Raw genomic sequence first — 14,989 nt, 5'->3', positions numbered from 1 at the left:
GCGACGGAAGAACTTGCGCATGGTGTTGCCTCTCGGTGAATGGGGTTAGGCGGGTCGATATTCCCAGCGCCAAGGCGGGCGCCTGCCGGTGTTCTTGCGATGGTCAAAGCCACCACGGCGTTCAATGCGCTCCAGCCAGACAACAGTACCGCTGCTCAAGCGCACTGGCCGCCATGCAAACCACATGTGCCAAATGCTATTGCTTTGGATGCGGGCATCATCAATGGCAGAAAGCGTTGGAAATCTCATACCGATCTCCTGTGTGAATGAAAGACGGAAGAGATTGAATATGCTTCCATTATCGGCGTGGTACGGGATTTACCCGTAGGCTTCTGCTCTTGAAAGGCAGTTGTGGGGTGCCACATAGAAGAGCCCGCTGGCGTGATACCAACGGGTTGGATGGGATTGGCTCAATTTTGAGCCGATTGAATTGGTGCTCACGCTAGGCCTGTGCGCTGGCTACCTGCTTGTCGGCCCGATGCGCTTTGGATATGGTCAGCGCAAATTGGGGAACATTTGATGTCAAAAGAAATTGCTGTGAACGTTTCGGTGCGTTCCGATGACCAAGGCCACTGGGTGGAATGGGCTAATGCGGGCGAGAGCGGATCGCTTGGCCCCTACCAAGACGCTGATGTCGCTGAGAACGTCAGAGCCGCTAAAGAACGCGAGTTCTCAGAGAATGACGGTCACATTGATGACGCGACAGCGTGAGAGCTAAAAACAAAAGGCCCCGCCGAAGCAGAGCCTTAATCGTGACGCACAACGCCAACATATCATGAACATATGCTGATTTGGCCCCCCACGCAAGGGGGCCAGCCTATGCCGCCTCGTGGTTTTGCACTGCGTTTCCGTCATCGTCACGCACCACTTCGGCCTGGCTGCCATCGGTCCATCGATGTGTTCGGCTCTTGGCAGGCGGATCCAATTTGAAGAACACCACGAGCGCGTCGATAGCCTCTATCAGATCGGCCTCCGCCTTTCTCCGGCCCTTGCCGCTCTCGCCATATCCAAGCTTGGCAGCAAGCTTGCGAACGGATGATCCTCCGACGACCACCATATCAACAATGCCGGCCGCCCTCGGGCCGATCGCCTTTCGAGCGTTCGTCAACTCAGCCCTGGCGTCGTCTTGGGCAGCGCTGATCTGATCCTGCTTCGGACCGGAAGTGTCGACCTTGACCTGTTCGTAGTCCACCGCGCGGGCACCGCCGATCTGGGCCCGATCGAACAGGATGCCGTACCGTATCGCTGCGAGGATATGGGCTTCGGTCTTGGTGCCGACACGGGCAAGACCGCCGATCAGGATCACCATGTTATGAGGCGTGTTCTTGCGCTCTTGGTGCTTCGTCTCGACCTCGCCATTGGCCACCGCTTCAAGAAGGCCCCTGGTGACCGATGGATCGTCGGCAAGGCGGCTATTGACCAGACGTTTGTCGTCCGGCCCGCCCTTGTTGATGATGGCGACCAGTTCGTTGTAGCGCCGACTGGCCAAGATCGAACGAGCCATGTCTTGGGCCATGACGGCGTAAAGCTCGCGCAGGTTCTGCACGCACTGCTGGTAGGTATCGGAATGTTCGTATGCGTCCATCCGCATCGCCTTCTCGGCGGCGGGTAGTTGGGCAATGGCCTGCTCGTATGTGAGCGGCTTGGTCTTCTGGCCCGAACGGGGCTTAGACATAGATCGACCTCTCGGTTGAGTGAGAGGTCGGGCAGTCGAAGTGAGTGGATCGGAATGTGAACCTGTTCGCTTTATTGGTCAAGCGCCGATCAGGCTAGTCGTCCTCCCACTCCACATAGAGTTCGCCGCCAAGGGCAAACACAGCCCGGGCTAAATGGCCACCATGCAGACCGTTTTCCCACCGCCGGCCAGCAAAATAGCGCTTGCCTATTCCTGCACGGCGGTCCACTTCAACTAGCGTCAATCCTTGCTGGTCGGCTCGGTAGAGCACATCATCGATTACGGGAATACCAGCACGGCGAAATCCTTCTCGCGGTTTTCGACCAAATCCGAAGTACTTTATGATTGCGTCGACTTGATGCGTTTCCATATCTGCGATTTTCGAAGCTATTTCGGACGTCGTGTGCGTTCGAGATAACTCTTCAATCGAGCGAACGGTTGATGCCTTCCAAATTTCACGTGACGTCACTACTCCAAGCTTTCTGGCACGACTTCTCACAGCCCAATACGTTCTGTGTGGCAACACGCGCAATATTGCTGGATAGTCCGGATAGAGGTCCCGGACAAGCTGCTCCTCCCACAGCTCCCAGCCCCTACGCAGCCCGATCTTCATCGAACCATCGAGCCCGGAACCGACCACCCAATTGCTCCAGTGCCTTACCATGCAGGAACTGGTTAAATCGACCATTCCGCCACCGACGTCTAGCAAAGTATCCGGTCCCTCGCACCGCGTCGTCTAGCTCTGTCATAGTCCAATTTCTTGCCCGCGCCCGCTGAAGGATTTGATCCAGAACCAAATCGCCCGTCGGCTTATACGGACTTGGTGCCCGGTAGATTCCCCTCGCATTCGCCGCCTTGGCCACCGCCGCGTAACTGCGACCAGGGAACGCCGCCAGTATCTGTTCACGAGTACCAGTTGGATAAACTTTGCGGAGCCTTCCAATTTCGTTGGGATCTGTCCATGGACGGCCGCGCGGCCTCGTTATTCGCATCCGAGATGCTTTGCCACCGACGCCCGATCGCGTGCGGCGAGTCAGTTTCCGCAGCACCGCAGGATAGTTCGGATGCTCTTGGACTAGGTCCGACGTTTCTTGCTGATTGTAAACTGGGTGCCCGTTGGGCGTGTGACCGAGAAAGGCTATGCGCGCACGCATGCGCTCGGCCGTAGCTGCATTTCGGGAAAGACTGAAACTGGCCATGGCGGTCCTCCTCTGCCCCAGTCAACAATCACCCTGCCCGCTCGTAAAGAATAAGGGCTGACTTATCCTCGTAATCCACCGCCTTAGTCGTCGTTATCGGCAACCGGTATACCATGATCGTCTACATCCGCCCAAGGCGTGTCGAGACCAGCCAGCGCACAGCGGCGCTCTACCTCGTAGGTGACGATTTCGTACAGCAAGCAGTCTTCCGTATTCGATTTACCACGCTCGACGACATCAGAGAGCACTTCATATACGTGGTCCAACTCGGCCTGGTCCAAGCCGGTGATTTCGTCCTCGATGTCGCCGGCGATCACGCAAAACCGGTCGAGCGCCCTACCCATAAACTCGCTGGCGTTCGTGGCGGCTGCCATCGCGCGGTTATGGATCTTACCTTTGACCTCGCCCGCGCTCGGCCCCGGAAAACTCAGTATCGTCATTTCTTCTCTTTCTGTTTGTCTGCCCCAGTGCTTCCACAGGGCGGACATGATTGCGGATGGGTTTGTTCAGACACACTTCGCCCTGCTGGGGGCGAAATGTGTCTGGTCATGACCACGAATTGGGATGCCCTTTAACTCCTGGATACGTGATTGTCTCCTGTCCGGGGAGGTTCGAACCGGGGTTGCCCTGTCGGTCCTACACGCGCTTCGCTTGGCAGCGGCACCTTTCCAAAGCCATCCAGGCAACAGAGGAAAGGCTGCACCACGTTTCCGGGTGCGTCCTGTGCGGGTGATGATGTCACTGCGTTCGGAGCCCGTCCTGTTTTCGGGCCTACCCGCCCCATGCGCTGGGGTCACGTTGCAGTCTATGTGTCGCTGTTGTCCGGCGCGACGAGCGGTTCACCAAACCGATCCCGGAAGCGTTTCGGCTTTCGCCTAACTCCGCTTGGACCATGACATCTTTCGGCCCGCACTAGACGTTACATGCCCGCCTCCCGGATCAGTCTTGAAAGCACTCGCTGCACGGCGAAGATGCCCTCGGATTGATGGAGGTCGTTGAAGTCCGTGCCAACCACGGGAGGCATCGTGTAGGGTCGACCGGCCTGTCGGGCGAAGAACTCCCCTGCCCCAAGCCCGTTGAATTGCTCTGGCTTGGCCGCCGGCGGTGCGTCGCAATCGGCAGCGATGTAGCAGCGGCCTTTAATCGTCTTGGCGACTTTCGCGATATTGGCCGCTGAGAAACACACAAGGATCGTGTCGCGGCGGCTCGAACCCCTAAGGGCGGCACGGATGGAAAGACCGGTTGCGAAGCCCTCGCAAAGCCATGTATCGGCGCCAGTGGCGATCTTGTGCGCCGCGCGGCCCATCTCGCCGCCATACAAAAACTTCTTGGTCCCGTCGGACCAGATGAGTTGCACGCTGGTGATCGCTGATCCTATCCGTGCCGGGACTACTAAAGCGGATTTCGCGCCTTCCGGTACGATGTAGTCACCGACCAGTTCGCGAACTTTCTCGGCTGCAATGACCGGAGCGGTTTCGTCAGGGAAACCTTTTGCGGTCAGGTATGGATGGTGTCCAGGCTTTGAAGCGCCAATGATTTTTGAAGCAATGGATGCTGCACGAGCCGCCTTTTCGCGATCCGCGCGCGCATCCTTAGCGCGGCGTTCTGCAAAGCGCTTCTTATCGGCAGGGGTAAACTGATCTTTGAGCCAGACCGTGGCCTTGTCGCCGGTCTGCCAATTGACCGCAGTAACCCGATCCTCGTCGCAGATCAGCCGACCATCGCCCTTGCCGTTCTTGGCAAGTGTATCGGCGGGAATCCACCGACGCATGGCGACGGCGCCCTTTGGAGGGACAACGCCAACATCGGCACAGGCTCGGGCAATCGCGTCCGATAACATCATGCGGCCGTCCCCCGACCGCGCTTGCGGAAGCGCTTTATCTCGCGCTCGATAAGGTTGTATTCGTCCGGCAGAACTGACCGCGGGTCATACGGAGCCTCAAAGAGCCCACGCGGCAGACGACTTCCCGGATAGATTCCCGCCCATATGCCGTAGGCCCATTTACGAGCCGCGTCCTGCCCCTTGCGGCCGTTGGCGCAGCAATAGGCGAGCGCGGCGTTCCATATCCCACGCGGATTAGATAGGCATTCGGCGCGCAAGCCTTTCCGGGGCTGAAACGCTTCCTTGGTCGAATGGGCGAAGTCGATCAGTTCACCCTGGACGATTTGAATTTCCCCGCGCGCCGGACGCTCCCATCCGCACTCGTGGCAGGTAGGTGAACCGGCCTCCAATTGAGTGCCGCAATCGCCGCAGAACCGCTCATGCTTGATCTGCTCTTTGGGCTCGCGGACCTCGCTATCTTTCTTCTGAGCATCGGACAGGCTGTCGACGCCGTACTCAAAAAGCCATGCCGTGTCATCTGCGAAGGAAATGCAATTACCGGTATGGTCAAGCCACAGGCCGAATTTCTTGCCCGGCGAAGTGCGCATGACCCGCCCCATCTCCTGAATGTGCGAGGAGAAGGATTTCCGATAAGGCCGACACGATATGCCACACAACACGTCGGGAACGTCAAAACCCTTAGTCAAAACTGCACACGACACCAGACCGTCGATTGCACTATCGGGCTTGCGGAATTCCGCAATCTTGGCCCGGCGCTCGTCATCGCCAGCGTCGCGATAGCTGATCTGCTGAAAATTGTAGCCGGCCTCGGCAAACTGGCGGCACAGCTCTTCGCCATGGTTCACGGATGGCGAGAACACGAGGGTTTTGACCGGGCCACCAAAGTGCTTCGCCGTTTGCGAAATCCACGTCTGAACCACGTCACCGATGATGGTTATCCCGCGCGACCCGGCCTCCTCCTCCTCAAATTCGCCAGTGAACTTCTTCTTGGCTCCCTGCATATCGGGGCTAACACAGGCCTTGATCTTGAGCGGCGATAGGTAACCTTGCGCCAGCAGTTGATTGACCGTAGCGCCATTGACCAATCCGTCCCATTCTTCGACCATTCCTGCTGCGAACGGCGTGGCGGTAAGCCCGATAGCCTTGGCGTTGGCGGCACGATTCACGAGGTCGGTCACCGCCTTGTACTGGCAATGCGCCTCATCCACGACGATCAGGTCGGGCAGCTCATGAAGTTTGCGGCGCGCGATGGTCTGGGCGCTCGCGATTTGAACGAGCTTGGAGTAGTCTGTCAGCCAATGGTCGGCCTGTATAATGCCGTGGTCGATACCATAAGAGGCAAATCGCTCGCTGGTCTGGTCGATCAGAGAAACCCGGTCGACGATGAACCACGCCCGCGTGCCCTTTTCCTGGCTTTTCTGGATGATTTCGGCGGCGCATTCGGTCTTGCCAAACGCCGTGGGCGCAACGAGCACCTGTCGTCGTCTTCCCGCTCGTATTCCGTCGCGAAGCTTTTCGACGGCATCGATCTGGTAGGGCCGGAGGCTGATTTCGCGGGAATTTATCATGCTGCACTCCTGACCGGAGCCTCATCGATCATCCGTCCGCAGGTCGCGATGAACCAGGACCATTCGAACTCGTCGACGCCCTTGGGCTTTGTCTTGAACAAGTATTTGGCAAACTGCTCAGCCCACTCGCGCGGCGTACCGCCATCGAACTCGATTATGGCCGCGCATTCCTCGAAGGCGTCCTCCTGATCCTGACGCAACACGGCAGCAATCGCATCCCGGTGCATCGCGAGATAGTTGCGCGCCTCAGCAGGAAGCTTTCGGCTGTTGATCAAGCGCAGTTGTTCATCTTCCAGCACCACGTTTGCGCCATAGGAGCGAATGCGTTCGAGGATCCTGCCAGCGTCAGCCATTGGCACTTCCCACAGGCGTCAGCGGTATGATGTCGTCCTCGCCATAACCGAGCTTCTCGGCCTCCGCCTTCCAAAACTTGGACGATTTCATCCAACTCGCCTTGTCACGGCTTTCTGTTTCGACGCGGGTGAGAAGAACGCGGATTTCTTCATCCTTGCCGGCGATGACCTTCTCAAACCCGCCCTGCTCGAATTGCGCCTTCATGTCCTGCCATTTGGCGTTGTCCGCCTTTACGACCTCCAGTTCAGCCTCGTATGAGGCGTTCGCCTCTCGCATCTCGTCGACCATCGCCTCAAGTTCGTCGATGCGTTCCTGCGGTACTTTGTTTTTGCGAGCGGCAACCGCCGTGTCTTTGCGGGCCTGCGCATCCTTAACGGTCTGCGGCAGGGCTTCGCGGCTTTCGTCGCGCTGGCGGTCGAATTCGGCTTGGCGCTCCGCTTTAGCCTCAGCTTTGCTGATCGCCAGATCGCGCTTCGCAGCTTTGAACTGATCGTTCGGCGGCATTTTCTTGAGCTTGTCGAGGTATGTGCCGGTATCGAGTTTGGTGCCCCGGATCAGGTCGAGAACTTCCTCGATAACTTTCTCACCACGCTCGGCATGCATCCGCACCGAACGGTCGGTTTGTCCAGTTTTGGATGCGATCTCAGCGGCAAAGGATCGAGTGGAAATACTTTCCACTTGATCGCTCTTACGGTCGCCGCCATGTCCGGTTTCGGGATGCAACTCCAGATAAATGGCTTTGCGCCGCGCGGTCTGGCGAGCCCGGTCGGTCGGAGACAATTCCGCCCGACACAGGTTTTCATCGATCATGGCCAATTCGGCATGCAGATCGTCGTCATCTACAATGACGCAATCGATCTCGACTAAGCCGAGAAGTTGATGCGCAGAGAGGCGGTGAGCCCCAGCGATGACTTCATATTGCTCGCCCGTATTTCGCACTCGAACGGGGTTCAATAGCCCTATCGTCGCGATGCTGTCGGCCATGGCGCTAACCACCTTGCCGTCAAGCTGGCGACCATCAGACCGCCGGGTCAGTTGCTCAACCGGAATGGAGACAATCGCGCTCATACCCGCTCGATCCCCATGATGTCGGCATATGCGTTCCATGCCTTGACCAGTGCGGACGCCGAATGAATCGTCGGTGCGGTCTGGTTGGCCGCATACGCGCGCTGGTAATGTCGGAACGCGCGGGTTTCAATTTCCCGAAGCGCAGCGTCGGCTTCGGGAGACAGTCCAGTCTGGCGGCTGCCGACTATAGGCGTCACATCAACGCCATCTTCAGGCAAAGCTTCGCCGGTCGCGATCTCATCGTTTTTCATTTCGTCCTCAGTGTCTGGGGTCTGGCGCGGTTCTCACTTCGACTGCCCGACCCGTGAAATGGTGTGCGGACTCAGGAGGTCGCGACGAACTGCTCGACTTGTTCCTGGATGAAATTTCGAGCGCGGGTTGCCGTTCGCGGCAGGCACTCGCCTCCGTCTCGCAATCTTGCGACAAACTTGCCGTCGTTCACGGCTTTGCGTCCGAATGTGGTGTCAGCCATTTTCGTTTGCTCAAGAAAATCGTCGATTTCGGTCAGGAGGTCTTCCATCAAGATATCCGCAAATGGGTTATTGCCCATTAACTAATGGGCAATAACCCTCGTGACGTCAACTATGAAAATGGGCATTATCCCATCTATGAGCGAAGCTGTTTGGAAAAAGCGCCTGCGATCAGCAATTGATGAGCGCGGCATGACGATGAAGCAGGCGTCTTTAGCCGCAGGCCAAGGCGAAACCTTCGTGCGCGACATTCTTGAGCGGAACCGTGCACCAAGCATCGACAAGTTCGTGGCACTCGCAAAGGCTTTAGGAGTGCGCCCCGAGCGCCTTTTAGCAGAAGCCGACCCGAAGGATGACGGTCCCCGCGATTACCAATACGTTACACTCGATGAAGAGACCGGCCAAGAGATCGACCCCGACGCTCAAGGCTTCACCCGAGATTACTGGCGGCCGAAAGTGCCCGGTGCAATTCCCGAGCTCGATGTCGAGGCTGGGGCGGGCGAAGGAACAGTCGGCAACATCATCGTCCTGCCGATGGGCGGCGGCACGGTATCGGCGCACGAGGTCGTTGATGAATGGCCCCTGCCCGATTCATGGTTGCGCGAGGTCGTCAACAACCCCGGCGATACGATCATTGTCCCGATCCGTGGCGACTCGATGGTGCCCAATTACATGCCGAGCGACCGCGTTGTGGTGGACATGTCGCAAGACACGCTCCAGGTCGATGGGGTCTATCTCATCAGCTACGACATGCAGCCGCCCCAGATTAAGCGGCTCCAGCGCATTCCGCTAACTTTGCCGCCCAAGGTGGCAATCAAGAGCGACAACCCCGCCTATGACACTCACGAGGTCGAGGTTGATCGGATACGAATACATGGGCGTGTGTGTGCGTACGTGGGGCGACGATAGCCGTTTTGGGAGGGGGCATGAAGAATCTAGCACTAGCAGGTTTATTGTTCGTTGGGCTTAGCGGCGCGACCTTGGCGCAAGACACTGCGGAACAATGCGGAGCCATAGACGATGGCGCAGAGCGACTTGTCTGTTACGACTTGCTATTCCGCGTAGATCGCTCGGCGGAACAGAGCGGGCCAGAAAGCCAGTGGACGGTTCGAACAGACGTTTCTCGCATCGATGACAGCACGAACGTGTTCATGAACTTGAGCTCATCTGACACCTTTCCCAAGCGTTTCGGCGGAGAAGGAAGGGCTACAATGTTGGTTCGATGCAGTGAGAACACCACCACGCTGTATTTCACTATGGGCGGGCATCACCTAGCTGATCTGCAAAACTACGGGCGCGTGACCTACCGCATTGACGACGCGCCAGCACAAACGAAGCGCTTCACTGAATCAACCGACAACCAAGCGCTGGGCTTATGGAATGGCGGCAGCTCCATTCCGTTAATTAAGTCACTGTTCGGGGCCGAAAACTTACTGGTGCAAATTACGCCATACGGCGAGTCAGCGATCACCGTAGACTTTCCAATTACTGGGTTTGAGGAAGAAATTGCTCCCCTGCGGGAAGCCTGTAACTGGTAGTCATCAGGAGGGAAGATGCCACGGAAACCGAAAGACCCGCGCGAGCTTGCTGCCCGCGCCCTATGCGACCTGCGCGGCAATCCTCCCGATATCAAGATGGGTGGCCGCCCTATGTGGGAAAGCTATCTTGATGAGGTGGACGCGGTTCTGGCTGCGGTCGGCTTCGCGACTGGCGTTGTGATCAGCGTCAACGATAACGGCAACGACGCGGATAGCCAGTAAAGGGGAATTGGAACATGAAGCGATCACTGATTATCTCACTGGCTATGGCCTCTATGCCAGCCTTTGCGCAGGACATGCCAATGGTGATCGAACAACAAAAGTGCTGGCTCGGTAGCTTGAGTTTTTCGCCGGGCGCTACGGCGAAGGCTGGGAACGCGGTGCTTGAGTGCTCTGCCGAATTCCAATGGATAGAAACTAACCAATGGGCCGCTGGGTGCTATCACGAAGGCAATCTGTACAGTACTGGCTCGATACAGAACGCCTCCACAAGTCAGCAAGCCCTAACGCGATGCGAGGCTGACGGAACATGGTCGATCTTTCAACCCGATAGCCAGTAAGGGGGAGAGATGGCCGAAGGCCGCGTACTCTACCATGCGTACATCGACGAGGCAGGCGATGAGGGGTTAGGCAAACTCAAGGTCCAAGGCGTGTCGGGCGGCCAATCACAGTTTTTCGCAATTGGCGCTTTTTTGGTTAGTGCGGAAAGCGACGCGCAACTCGCCCGGTGGCGCGACGACCTCGTCAAGCCGTTTCCTCAACGTAAAGGACGCGACTTGCATTTCAGAGACTTGAAGCACGAGCAAAAAGTCGCTGTTTGTCATGCTCTCGCGGAGAAGCCATTCGCAGCCTGCGTGGTGCTCTCATACAAGCCCACGATCGTTGACAGCTCCAAGTACAAGATTTTCAAGCAGCCACAACACCTCTACAACTATCTGGTGAGGTTTACTCTCGAGCGCATAACCGCCGCGGTGAGAAAGCGCGCCGAACGGGAGGGCCATGAAGCCTCGCTTATGGTAACCTTCTCTCGACGCCAAGGGACTGACTACGACGTGATGCGAGAGTATTTAGAGCTAATCCGTGATGGCAAAGAAAAGCTCTATTCCGTCGGCAAAATCGACTGGTCGGTCTTCGACCCCGTAAACATAAGGGTCGAGAACCATGCCGTTCGCGCCGGGTTGCAGCTCTCCGATGTCATCACCAGCGCGACCTACGCTGCTTTTGAGCCTGGCCTGTACGGGCACTGTGAGAGCGGTTACTGCGACGCGATACGCCGCAAGTATATCCGCCAGAATGGGGTCGCGCTGAATTGCGGCCTCACACTTATTCCGCGGCTAACGCAAAACCCGATGCCCGAGGTGCAGCGCGCGTTCGCGGCTAGCTTCAGCGGAAAATGATTGTGGCGGGCCCCCGGGCCCCTGATCCACATCGCAAAGGATGCTGCTGCCTACCGGCAACTCGGGGAGATTCCGGCGCTTGCCCGCCAAGATCAATATAAGTCAAATCGGTTACGGTTTCCACACCGAAATCAACAACCGCTCAACAAGACCTATATAATTGCCTCCTGAATCGCGCCTGATCGCATAAACCGCCCGCCCCGTGCGGGCTTTTCAATTCAGCCCCGGCGCCAACTCGAACTCCCTAAGCACTTGCTTGATCGCCGGTATCACCCAAGGATCGAGCGGACGGCACATGTACATTTCGCCGTTCGGCCCTGCACTGCCCCTTTGGTTCATGATCGGGATAACCGCGAACTGGTCAGCCTCAGCAAACGGCCCGTACGGCTCAATCGTAAAAACATAATCGGGAAACGAGCGCCCTAGCCTCTCCCGTATTCTCCCCTCGGCATACTCGACGGCCTTCCCCATTGCGCCTGGCGCGATGACGATGAACTGCGACACATCCTGCATCATCAGGTTCTCCATTCGTTCTCATTGGAACCAGAATTGGAGGCAAGAGTCGAGGGGCCCTTGATGGGTTTGTGCCCATTGACATGATGGGCAATTGCCCATTATGGTTAATCCAACGTCACCGTTGGAGGTATTTATGGCGTATTCAATTTACAAGCTCATATCGACCCACGCATCTGCGGTCGCGCGTCTCGAAAACGCGTCAGATCGCATCGACGATATCCGCGCTGTCGCCGAGGGCCGCATTATCAGCCCCGAAGACGAAGCAGAATGGGAATCGGCGGAGTTAGCAGAGGGGAAGGCGTTCGACGCAATCCTCTCGCTTGTTCCTGCTGGGACGGTCGAGCATCACAGAAAACTCGACTATATCGGGATGCACACCCGATACACAGAAACGCTGGACTCCAGACAGCTAAAGCTTCTTTTTGATGCTCACATGCAAGTGCGGCTGCGCGAAAGCGCCTGAGACGAAAACGGCTCGGGCGTGCCGCCAGCACTTCCCGAGCCTTCAACCAAAGACCGTTGGAGGATCATATGGCTACCCAGATCAATACTGCAAAGCTGACTACGCCACAACTGGCCCAGCTGACCACCGCCGCTCTATTCAACGAGTGGCTCAAGGATGATTACCAACAGCAGGATAGCGACGGCTACGCAGAGATCGCGGCGCTGATGCTTGCTCGCACGCCCGTGACTGCTCAAGACCTAGCGCGTCAGATCGTCGTGGCCAGCGATAATTTCCAATCGATTATCCCAGACGACCTCAAAAGCTCGTTGATGGGGCTCGCGCTTCGAAACCAAGACGTGCGCGCGCGATCCGCAAAGAAGGCGGATTTCGAGGAAGCCACTGTTAACTTTAAAGCCGCTGCTATGGCATACGACCCAACCATTCTCGGGATGGGCGCGGTCTATGCTGGCGAAAATCTCGACCGGCTCGACCTGATCATGTTCAGCCGTGACGAGAAGTTTGCCGGCCAATTTGCGGCCACCGCGGAAGGCGGTGCAGTATGAAGCGCCGTGACCTGTTGAAAGGGTTGCCGGGTGCAGCCTTCATCCCTGCCGCCATCGCATCGACCCCGGTTCTGGCTCGTGAGGTGTCGGCACAGGAGCGCTACGATTACCACCTAGCCGAGTTCAAGCGCGCAGCTGAGGAACTGGACCCGATGATTGCGCACTGGAACCTCATGCAGCCCGACGGACTCGGTGAGCCCATCCGCATTTATGCTCACCGCGTGACCGGGCGCTATGAAGGCGACGGGATCTATGAGAGCGGGAAGGAAACCGCTTTGGGCGGCCGCATTCACTACCGCGTCGAACTGGCCAACGACATCATTGATGGGAAACGCACATTCATGGTCTCGGCTGGTATGGATCGCCGCTGGCTGCTGGAGAATGTCCTCGAAACCACCATCGGCAGACGCATCGGGGGGCTGGCATGAACGCCATGGCCCCATTCCAATCCCGCAATCTTGGCGCTCTCAAACTGGTCCCCATACAAGGGGACCGGATGAGCCCCCGCCTCCGCCATGGCCGAGACGCGGTTTACTACGCGCGGTCCCGGTTCCTGGCCGACGACATGTACGTCATCGACTGGGGAGACGGGCCTATCGTGACCTACATCCAATCGGCCGGCCGCGGGACGTATCGGCTCTTTGGCGAATTGCGACACTACCCTGATAACGCGGTGACGCGCGCCACGCTCGATCAAATCTTACTAGGGGTGGTTGTCTGCGAAATCACGGTACGCGATCCGGAACTGTTTCGACAGGCGGTCGCTGGAGGTACACTATGACGGTACTATCGACAAAGGCAAAAGCTCTTCTCGATGCCGTGGATTTCGACAACCACGGACGCATGGTCGCCGGCAAGTTTGTCGGTGGCAATGGCGGGCTCATCTCGCGGGATACCATCCAGGCCGCCGACGAATTGCGGAAGGCACTGGCAGGCAATGAGCAAACGCCGCGCTTCGATGGCTCCAATTCAGAGACACTGGCTCTTGCTGTCGATTTCTGCGCTGAGATTAATCGCTCCAGCGGTGTCGACCCCAAGGGGCTGCTCGACATGGCTCAGCGACTTTTCGAGGTTGGTCATGTCTGACGTTCTCGACCAACGCCCGTTTACCACGGACACACTCGCTGAACGCTGGGGCTGCTCTCCGCAGCATATTCGTGATTTGATTGGAGCGGGTCGCCTGTCTGCCTTTCGCGTGGGCCGGCTGATCCGCATCCCAGCATCTGTAGTGAGGGACTATGAATGTCCGAACTCCGAACCAAGCTATACAGGGGCACATGGTACGCCATCTGGAATGACCCAGGTGGCGCCACCAAGAGACGCTCCCTTCGTACCAAAGATCGTGAGGAAGCCGAACGACGCCTGATCGACCTCAAGGTTGACATGGCAGCGCCGGTCGGCTCCCTCGTTGGCGAGATTGTCGAAGCGTACCTGACCGAGAAAGAAGGCCGCATTACTGATCACGCACGTCTGAAATACGGGTGGGAAAGAGCCAAGTGGCATTTCGCCTATCTGCGTCCGGACCAAATCACGCGGGAAGTCTGCCGAGAATATGCCGAGGCCCGACGGAAGGAGGGCGTGGAGGCGCGAGGACGGTCGACAGGTGATGGTACGATCTTGAAAGAGATCAACATCATACGCCAGGCCCTCAATTGGCGCGGCGTGCAAGGCGCAGTATTCGAGGCTCCGAGCCAGCCACCGCCACGCGATCGGCACCTCACCCGAGCCGAATTCGCGAAGCTGCTCGATTCGTGTGGCACGCCGCACATGCGGCTCTTCATGGTGCTGGCGTTATCCACCGCCGGCCGAAAGTCAGCCATCCTGCAACTGACGTGGGATCGGGTGGATTTCGATCGGGAACAGATCCGGCTCGGTGTTGTCGGCGAGCGGAACCGCAAGGGCCGCGCACTGGTGCCCATGACCGATCGTGTAAAGGCCGAATTGATCGAGGCAAAGAAGGCAGCAGTGACGCCCTATGTCATCGAATACGCCGGGGATCGAGTGCTGAACATCAAGAAGGGCTTCGCCGCCGCCGTTAAGCGGGCCGGCTTGGTCGACGTAGTGCCGCACGACCTACGTCATAGCGCCGCTGTGTGGATGGCGGAGCAAGGCATACCGATGGATCATATAGCGCAGTTCCTAGGTCATAGCGACCCTCGGATCACCTATCGGGTCTATGCGCGATTCTCGCCCCAATACCTCAAGAAGGCGGCCACCGCCCTCGAATTCTGACCCGACTGGTTCAAATGAACCAGGGTGCACTGTCTGCGTACGGTCGCAATCTTGAAAAAACTCAGCAATTTCAAGGTGGTAGATGGTGGGTGTAACTGGGATTGAACCAGTGACCCCTGCC

The 14,989-nt window shown here is 57.7% G+C and carries 22 protein-coding genes and 1 pseudogene; 13 read left to right on the top strand and 10 right to left on the bottom strand.

All coding sequences use genetic code 11. The features are described 5' to 3' along the window. Window positions 1-519: 519 nt before the first annotated feature. The gene (locus ACN0TA_RS16890) at window positions 520-711 is read left to right on the top strand and encodes a hypothetical protein (RefSeq protein WP_417585105.1); all 192 of its coding nucleotides are present in this window, start codon (window positions 520-522) and stop codon (window positions 709-711) included. Window positions 712-817: 106 nt separating this feature from the next. Here the strand turns inward: ACN0TA_RS16890 and ACN0TA_RS16885 are convergent, their stop codons facing one another. The 9 genes from ACN0TA_RS16885 to ACN0TA_RS16845 form a co-directional block, all read right to left on the bottom strand. After that, window positions 818-1,675 (bottom strand): hypothetical protein, encoded by an 858-nt coding sequence (locus ACN0TA_RS16885; RefSeq protein WP_417585103.1) that lies wholly within the window; start codon window positions 1,673-1,675, stop codon window positions 818-820. A 94-nt stretch (window positions 1,676-1,769) separates the two neighbouring features. Then, window positions 1,770-2,363 (bottom strand): hypothetical protein, encoded by a 594-nt coding sequence (locus ACN0TA_RS16880; RefSeq protein ID WP_417585101.1) that lies wholly within the window; start codon window positions 2,361-2,363, stop codon window positions 1,770-1,772. A gap of 594 nt (window positions 2,364-2,957) precedes the next feature. Continuing rightward, complete coding sequence (locus ACN0TA_RS16875; RefSeq protein ID WP_417585099.1) at window positions 2,958-3,314, bottom strand: hypothetical protein; 357 nt, start codon at window positions 3,312-3,314, stop codon at window positions 2,958-2,960. Between the two features lie 479 nt (window positions 3,315-3,793). Beyond that, window positions 3,794-4,717 (bottom strand): toprim domain-containing protein, encoded by a 924-nt coding sequence (locus ACN0TA_RS16870; RefSeq protein ID WP_417585097.1) that lies wholly within the window; start codon window positions 4,715-4,717, stop codon window positions 3,794-3,796. Beyond that, window positions 4,714-6,285 (bottom strand): DEAD/DEAH box helicase, encoded by a 1,572-nt coding sequence (locus tag ACN0TA_RS16865; RefSeq protein WP_417585095.1) that lies wholly within the window; start codon window positions 6,283-6,285, stop codon window positions 4,714-4,716. The genes ACN0TA_RS16870 and ACN0TA_RS16865 overlap by 4 nt, the downstream gene beginning before the upstream one ends. After that, entirely contained in the window at window positions 6,282-6,638 is a 357-nt protein-coding gene (locus ACN0TA_RS16860) for a hypothetical protein (protein WP_417585093.1), read from the bottom strand. Before ACN0TA_RS16860 ends, ACN0TA_RS16865 begins: the two co-directional genes overlap by 4 nt. After that, a complete protein-coding gene (locus tag ACN0TA_RS16855) occupies window positions 6,631-7,707 on the bottom strand; it encodes a ParB/RepB/Spo0J family partition protein (RefSeq protein ID WP_417585091.1) in 1,077 nt (358 codons plus the stop codon). Before ACN0TA_RS16855 ends, ACN0TA_RS16860 begins: the two co-directional genes overlap by 8 nt. After that, window positions 7,704-7,958 (bottom strand): hypothetical protein, encoded by a 255-nt coding sequence (locus ACN0TA_RS16850; protein WP_417585089.1) that lies wholly within the window; start codon window positions 7,956-7,958, stop codon window positions 7,704-7,706. The genes ACN0TA_RS16855 and ACN0TA_RS16850 overlap by 4 nt, the downstream gene beginning before the upstream one ends. Window positions 7,959-8,029: 71 nt before the next feature. Continuing rightward, the gene (locus ACN0TA_RS16845) at window positions 8,030-8,227 is read right to left on the bottom strand and encodes a hypothetical protein (RefSeq protein ID WP_417585087.1); all 198 of its coding nucleotides are present in this window, start codon (window positions 8,225-8,227) and stop codon (window positions 8,030-8,032) included. 88 nt (window positions 8,228-8,315) lie between these two features. Here ACN0TA_RS16845 and ACN0TA_RS16840 point away from each other — a divergent pair, with 88 nt between their 5' ends. Genes ACN0TA_RS16840 through ACN0TA_RS16820 form a run of 5 tightly spaced genes read left to right on the top strand, consistent with a single transcriptional unit; the run spans window position 8,316 to window position 11,112 of the window. After that, the gene (locus ACN0TA_RS16840; protein ID WP_417585085.1) at window positions 8,316-9,086 is read left to right on the top strand and encodes an XRE family transcriptional regulator; all 771 of its coding nucleotides are present in this window, start codon (window positions 8,316-8,318) and stop codon (window positions 9,084-9,086) included. Window positions 9,087-9,103: 17 nt separating this feature from the next. Beyond that, entirely contained in the window at window positions 9,104-9,715 is a 612-nt protein-coding gene (locus tag ACN0TA_RS16835; protein WP_417585083.1) for a type VI secretion system-associated protein TagO, read from the top strand. A 15-nt stretch (window positions 9,716-9,730) separates the two neighbouring features. Beyond that, complete coding sequence (locus ACN0TA_RS16830) at window positions 9,731-9,937, top strand: hypothetical protein (protein ID WP_417585081.1); 207 nt, start codon at window positions 9,731-9,733, stop codon at window positions 9,935-9,937. 14 nt (window positions 9,938-9,951) lie between these two features. Then, window positions 9,952-10,275 (top strand): hypothetical protein, encoded by a 324-nt coding sequence (locus tag ACN0TA_RS16825; protein WP_417585079.1) that lies wholly within the window; start codon window positions 9,952-9,954, stop codon window positions 10,273-10,275. 9 nt (window positions 10,276-10,284) lie between these two features. Beyond that, window positions 10,285-11,112, top strand: coding sequence for a DUF3800 domain-containing protein (locus ACN0TA_RS16820; protein ID WP_417585077.1), 828 nt, complete (start codon window positions 10,285-10,287; stop codon window positions 11,110-11,112). 213 nt (window positions 11,113-11,325) lie between these two features. Here ACN0TA_RS16820 and ACN0TA_RS16815 read toward each other — a convergent pair whose 3' ends face one another. Beyond that, on the bottom strand, window positions 11,326-11,628 hold the full coding sequence (locus ACN0TA_RS16815) for a hypothetical protein (protein ID WP_417585075.1): 303 nt from the start codon (window positions 11,626-11,628) through the stop codon (window positions 11,326-11,328). A 133-nt stretch (window positions 11,629-11,761) separates the two neighbouring features. On the opposite strand from ACN0TA_RS16815, the gene ACN0TA_RS16810 reads away from it, so the two are divergent. From ACN0TA_RS16810 to ACN0TA_RS16780, 7 genes and pseudogenes are all read left to right on the top strand, one after another. Further along, window positions 11,762-12,091 carry a hypothetical protein gene (locus tag ACN0TA_RS16810; RefSeq protein ID WP_417585073.1) on the top strand — a complete coding sequence of 110 codons (330 nt, stop codon included), beginning with the start codon at window positions 11,762-11,764 and terminating at the stop codon, window positions 12,089-12,091. A 68-nt stretch (window positions 12,092-12,159) separates the two neighbouring features. Beyond that, window positions 12,160-12,636 carry a hypothetical protein gene (locus ACN0TA_RS16805; RefSeq protein ID WP_417585071.1) on the top strand — a complete coding sequence of 159 codons (477 nt, stop codon included), beginning with the start codon at window positions 12,160-12,162 and terminating at the stop codon, window positions 12,634-12,636. Continuing rightward, window positions 12,633-13,064, top strand: a complete 432-nt coding sequence (locus tag ACN0TA_RS16800; RefSeq protein WP_417585069.1) for a hypothetical protein — start codon at window positions 12,633-12,635, stop codon at window positions 13,062-13,064. The genes ACN0TA_RS16805 and ACN0TA_RS16800 overlap by 4 nt, the downstream gene beginning before the upstream one ends. Window positions 13,065-13,069: 5 nt before the next feature. Beyond that, the gene (locus tag ACN0TA_RS16795; RefSeq protein WP_417585067.1) at window positions 13,070-13,417 is read left to right on the top strand and encodes a hypothetical protein; all 348 of its coding nucleotides are present in this window, start codon (window positions 13,070-13,072) and stop codon (window positions 13,415-13,417) included. Beyond that, window positions 13,414-13,722, top strand: coding sequence for a hypothetical protein (locus ACN0TA_RS16790; protein ID WP_417585065.1), 309 nt, complete (start codon window positions 13,414-13,416; stop codon window positions 13,720-13,722). The genes ACN0TA_RS16795 and ACN0TA_RS16790 overlap by 4 nt, the downstream gene beginning before the upstream one ends. Further along, window positions 13,715-13,864: pseudogene (locus ACN0TA_RS16785) on the top strand (excisionase family DNA-binding protein); the annotation flags it as partial. The gene ACN0TA_RS16790 and the pseudogene ACN0TA_RS16785, both read left to right, overlap by 8 nt. 14 nt (window positions 13,865-13,878) lie before the next feature. Further along, complete coding sequence (locus ACN0TA_RS16780; protein ID WP_417585063.1) at window positions 13,879-14,868, top strand: tyrosine-type recombinase/integrase; 990 nt, start codon at window positions 13,879-13,881, stop codon at window positions 14,866-14,868. Window positions 14,869-14,989 lie beyond the last annotated feature (121 nt).

It is taken from the genome of Pelagibacterium sp. (assembly GCF_048264985.1).
Classification (GTDB): domain Bacteria; phylum Pseudomonadota; class Alphaproteobacteria; order Rhizobiales; family Devosiaceae; genus Pelagibacterium.
This window is presented reverse-complemented; position numbering and strand designations above follow the sequence as displayed.

What these genes read in the sequence shown, in the direction of transcription:
- ACN0TA_RS16865 (WP_417585095.1), bottom strand. Translation starts at nt 6,285, where the DNA reads ATGATAAATTCCCGCGAAATCAGCCTCCGGCCCTACCAGATCGATGCC.
- ACN0TA_RS16845 (WP_417585087.1), bottom strand. Translation starts at nt 8,227, where the DNA reads ATGGAAGACCTCCTGACCGAAATCGACGATTTTCTTGAGCAAACGAAA.
- ACN0TA_RS16875 (WP_417585099.1), bottom strand. Translation starts at nt 3,314, where the DNA reads ATGACGATACTGAGTTTTCCGGGGCCGAGCGCGGGCGAGGTCAAAGGT.
- ACN0TA_RS16880 (WP_417585101.1), bottom strand. Translation starts at nt 2,363, where the DNA reads ATGGTCGATTTAACCAGTTCCTGCATGGTAAGGCACTGGAGCAATTGG.
- ACN0TA_RS16850 (WP_417585089.1), bottom strand. Translation starts at nt 7,958, where the DNA reads ATGAAAAACGATGAGATCGCGACCGGCGAAGCTTTGCCTGAAGATGGC.
- ACN0TA_RS16890 (WP_417585105.1), top strand. Translation starts at nt 520, where the DNA reads ATGTCAAAAGAAATTGCTGTGAACGTTTCGGTGCGTTCCGATGACCAA.
- ACN0TA_RS16830 (WP_417585081.1), top strand. Translation starts at nt 9,731, where the DNA reads ATGCCACGGAAACCGAAAGACCCGCGCGAGCTTGCTGCCCGCGCCCTA.
- ACN0TA_RS16790 (WP_417585065.1), top strand. Translation starts at nt 13,414, where the DNA reads ATGACGGTACTATCGACAAAGGCAAAAGCTCTTCTCGATGCCGTGGAT.
- ACN0TA_RS16855 (WP_417585091.1), bottom strand. Translation starts at nt 7,707, where the DNA reads ATGAGCGCGATTGTCTCCATTCCGGTTGAGCAACTGACCCGGCGGTCT.
- ACN0TA_RS16870 (WP_417585097.1), bottom strand. Translation starts at nt 4,717, where the DNA reads ATGATGTTATCGGACGCGATTGCCCGAGCCTGTGCCGATGTTGGCGTT.
- ACN0TA_RS16840 (WP_417585085.1), top strand. Translation starts at nt 8,316, where the DNA reads ATGAGCGAAGCTGTTTGGAAAAAGCGCCTGCGATCAGCAATTGATGAG.
- ACN0TA_RS16820 (WP_417585077.1), top strand. Translation starts at nt 10,285, where the DNA reads ATGGCCGAAGGCCGCGTACTCTACCATGCGTACATCGACGAGGCAGGC.
- ACN0TA_RS16810 (WP_417585073.1), top strand. Translation starts at nt 11,762, where the DNA reads ATGGCGTATTCAATTTACAAGCTCATATCGACCCACGCATCTGCGGTC.
- ACN0TA_RS16885 (WP_417585103.1), bottom strand. Translation starts at nt 1,675, where the DNA reads ATGTCTAAGCCCCGTTCGGGCCAGAAGACCAAGCCGCTCACATACGAG.
- ACN0TA_RS16795 (WP_417585067.1), top strand. Translation starts at nt 13,070, where the DNA reads ATGGCCCCATTCCAATCCCGCAATCTTGGCGCTCTCAAACTGGTCCCC.
- ACN0TA_RS16835 (WP_417585083.1), top strand. Translation starts at nt 9,104, where the DNA reads ATGAAGAATCTAGCACTAGCAGGTTTATTGTTCGTTGGGCTTAGCGGC.
- ACN0TA_RS16815 (WP_417585075.1), bottom strand. Translation starts at nt 11,628, where the DNA reads ATGATGCAGGATGTGTCGCAGTTCATCGTCATCGCGCCAGGCGCAATG.
- ACN0TA_RS16800 (WP_417585069.1), top strand. Translation starts at nt 12,633, where the DNA reads ATGAAGCGCCGTGACCTGTTGAAAGGGTTGCCGGGTGCAGCCTTCATC.
- ACN0TA_RS16860 (WP_417585093.1), bottom strand. Translation starts at nt 6,638, where the DNA reads ATGGCTGACGCTGGCAGGATCCTCGAACGCATTCGCTCCTATGGCGCA.
- ACN0TA_RS16825 (WP_417585079.1), top strand. Translation starts at nt 9,952, where the DNA reads ATGAAGCGATCACTGATTATCTCACTGGCTATGGCCTCTATGCCAGCC.
- ACN0TA_RS16805 (WP_417585071.1), top strand. Translation starts at nt 12,160, where the DNA reads ATGGCTACCCAGATCAATACTGCAAAGCTGACTACGCCACAACTGGCC.
- ACN0TA_RS16780 (WP_417585063.1), top strand. Translation starts at nt 13,879, where the DNA reads ATGTCCGAACTCCGAACCAAGCTATACAGGGGCACATGGTACGCCATC.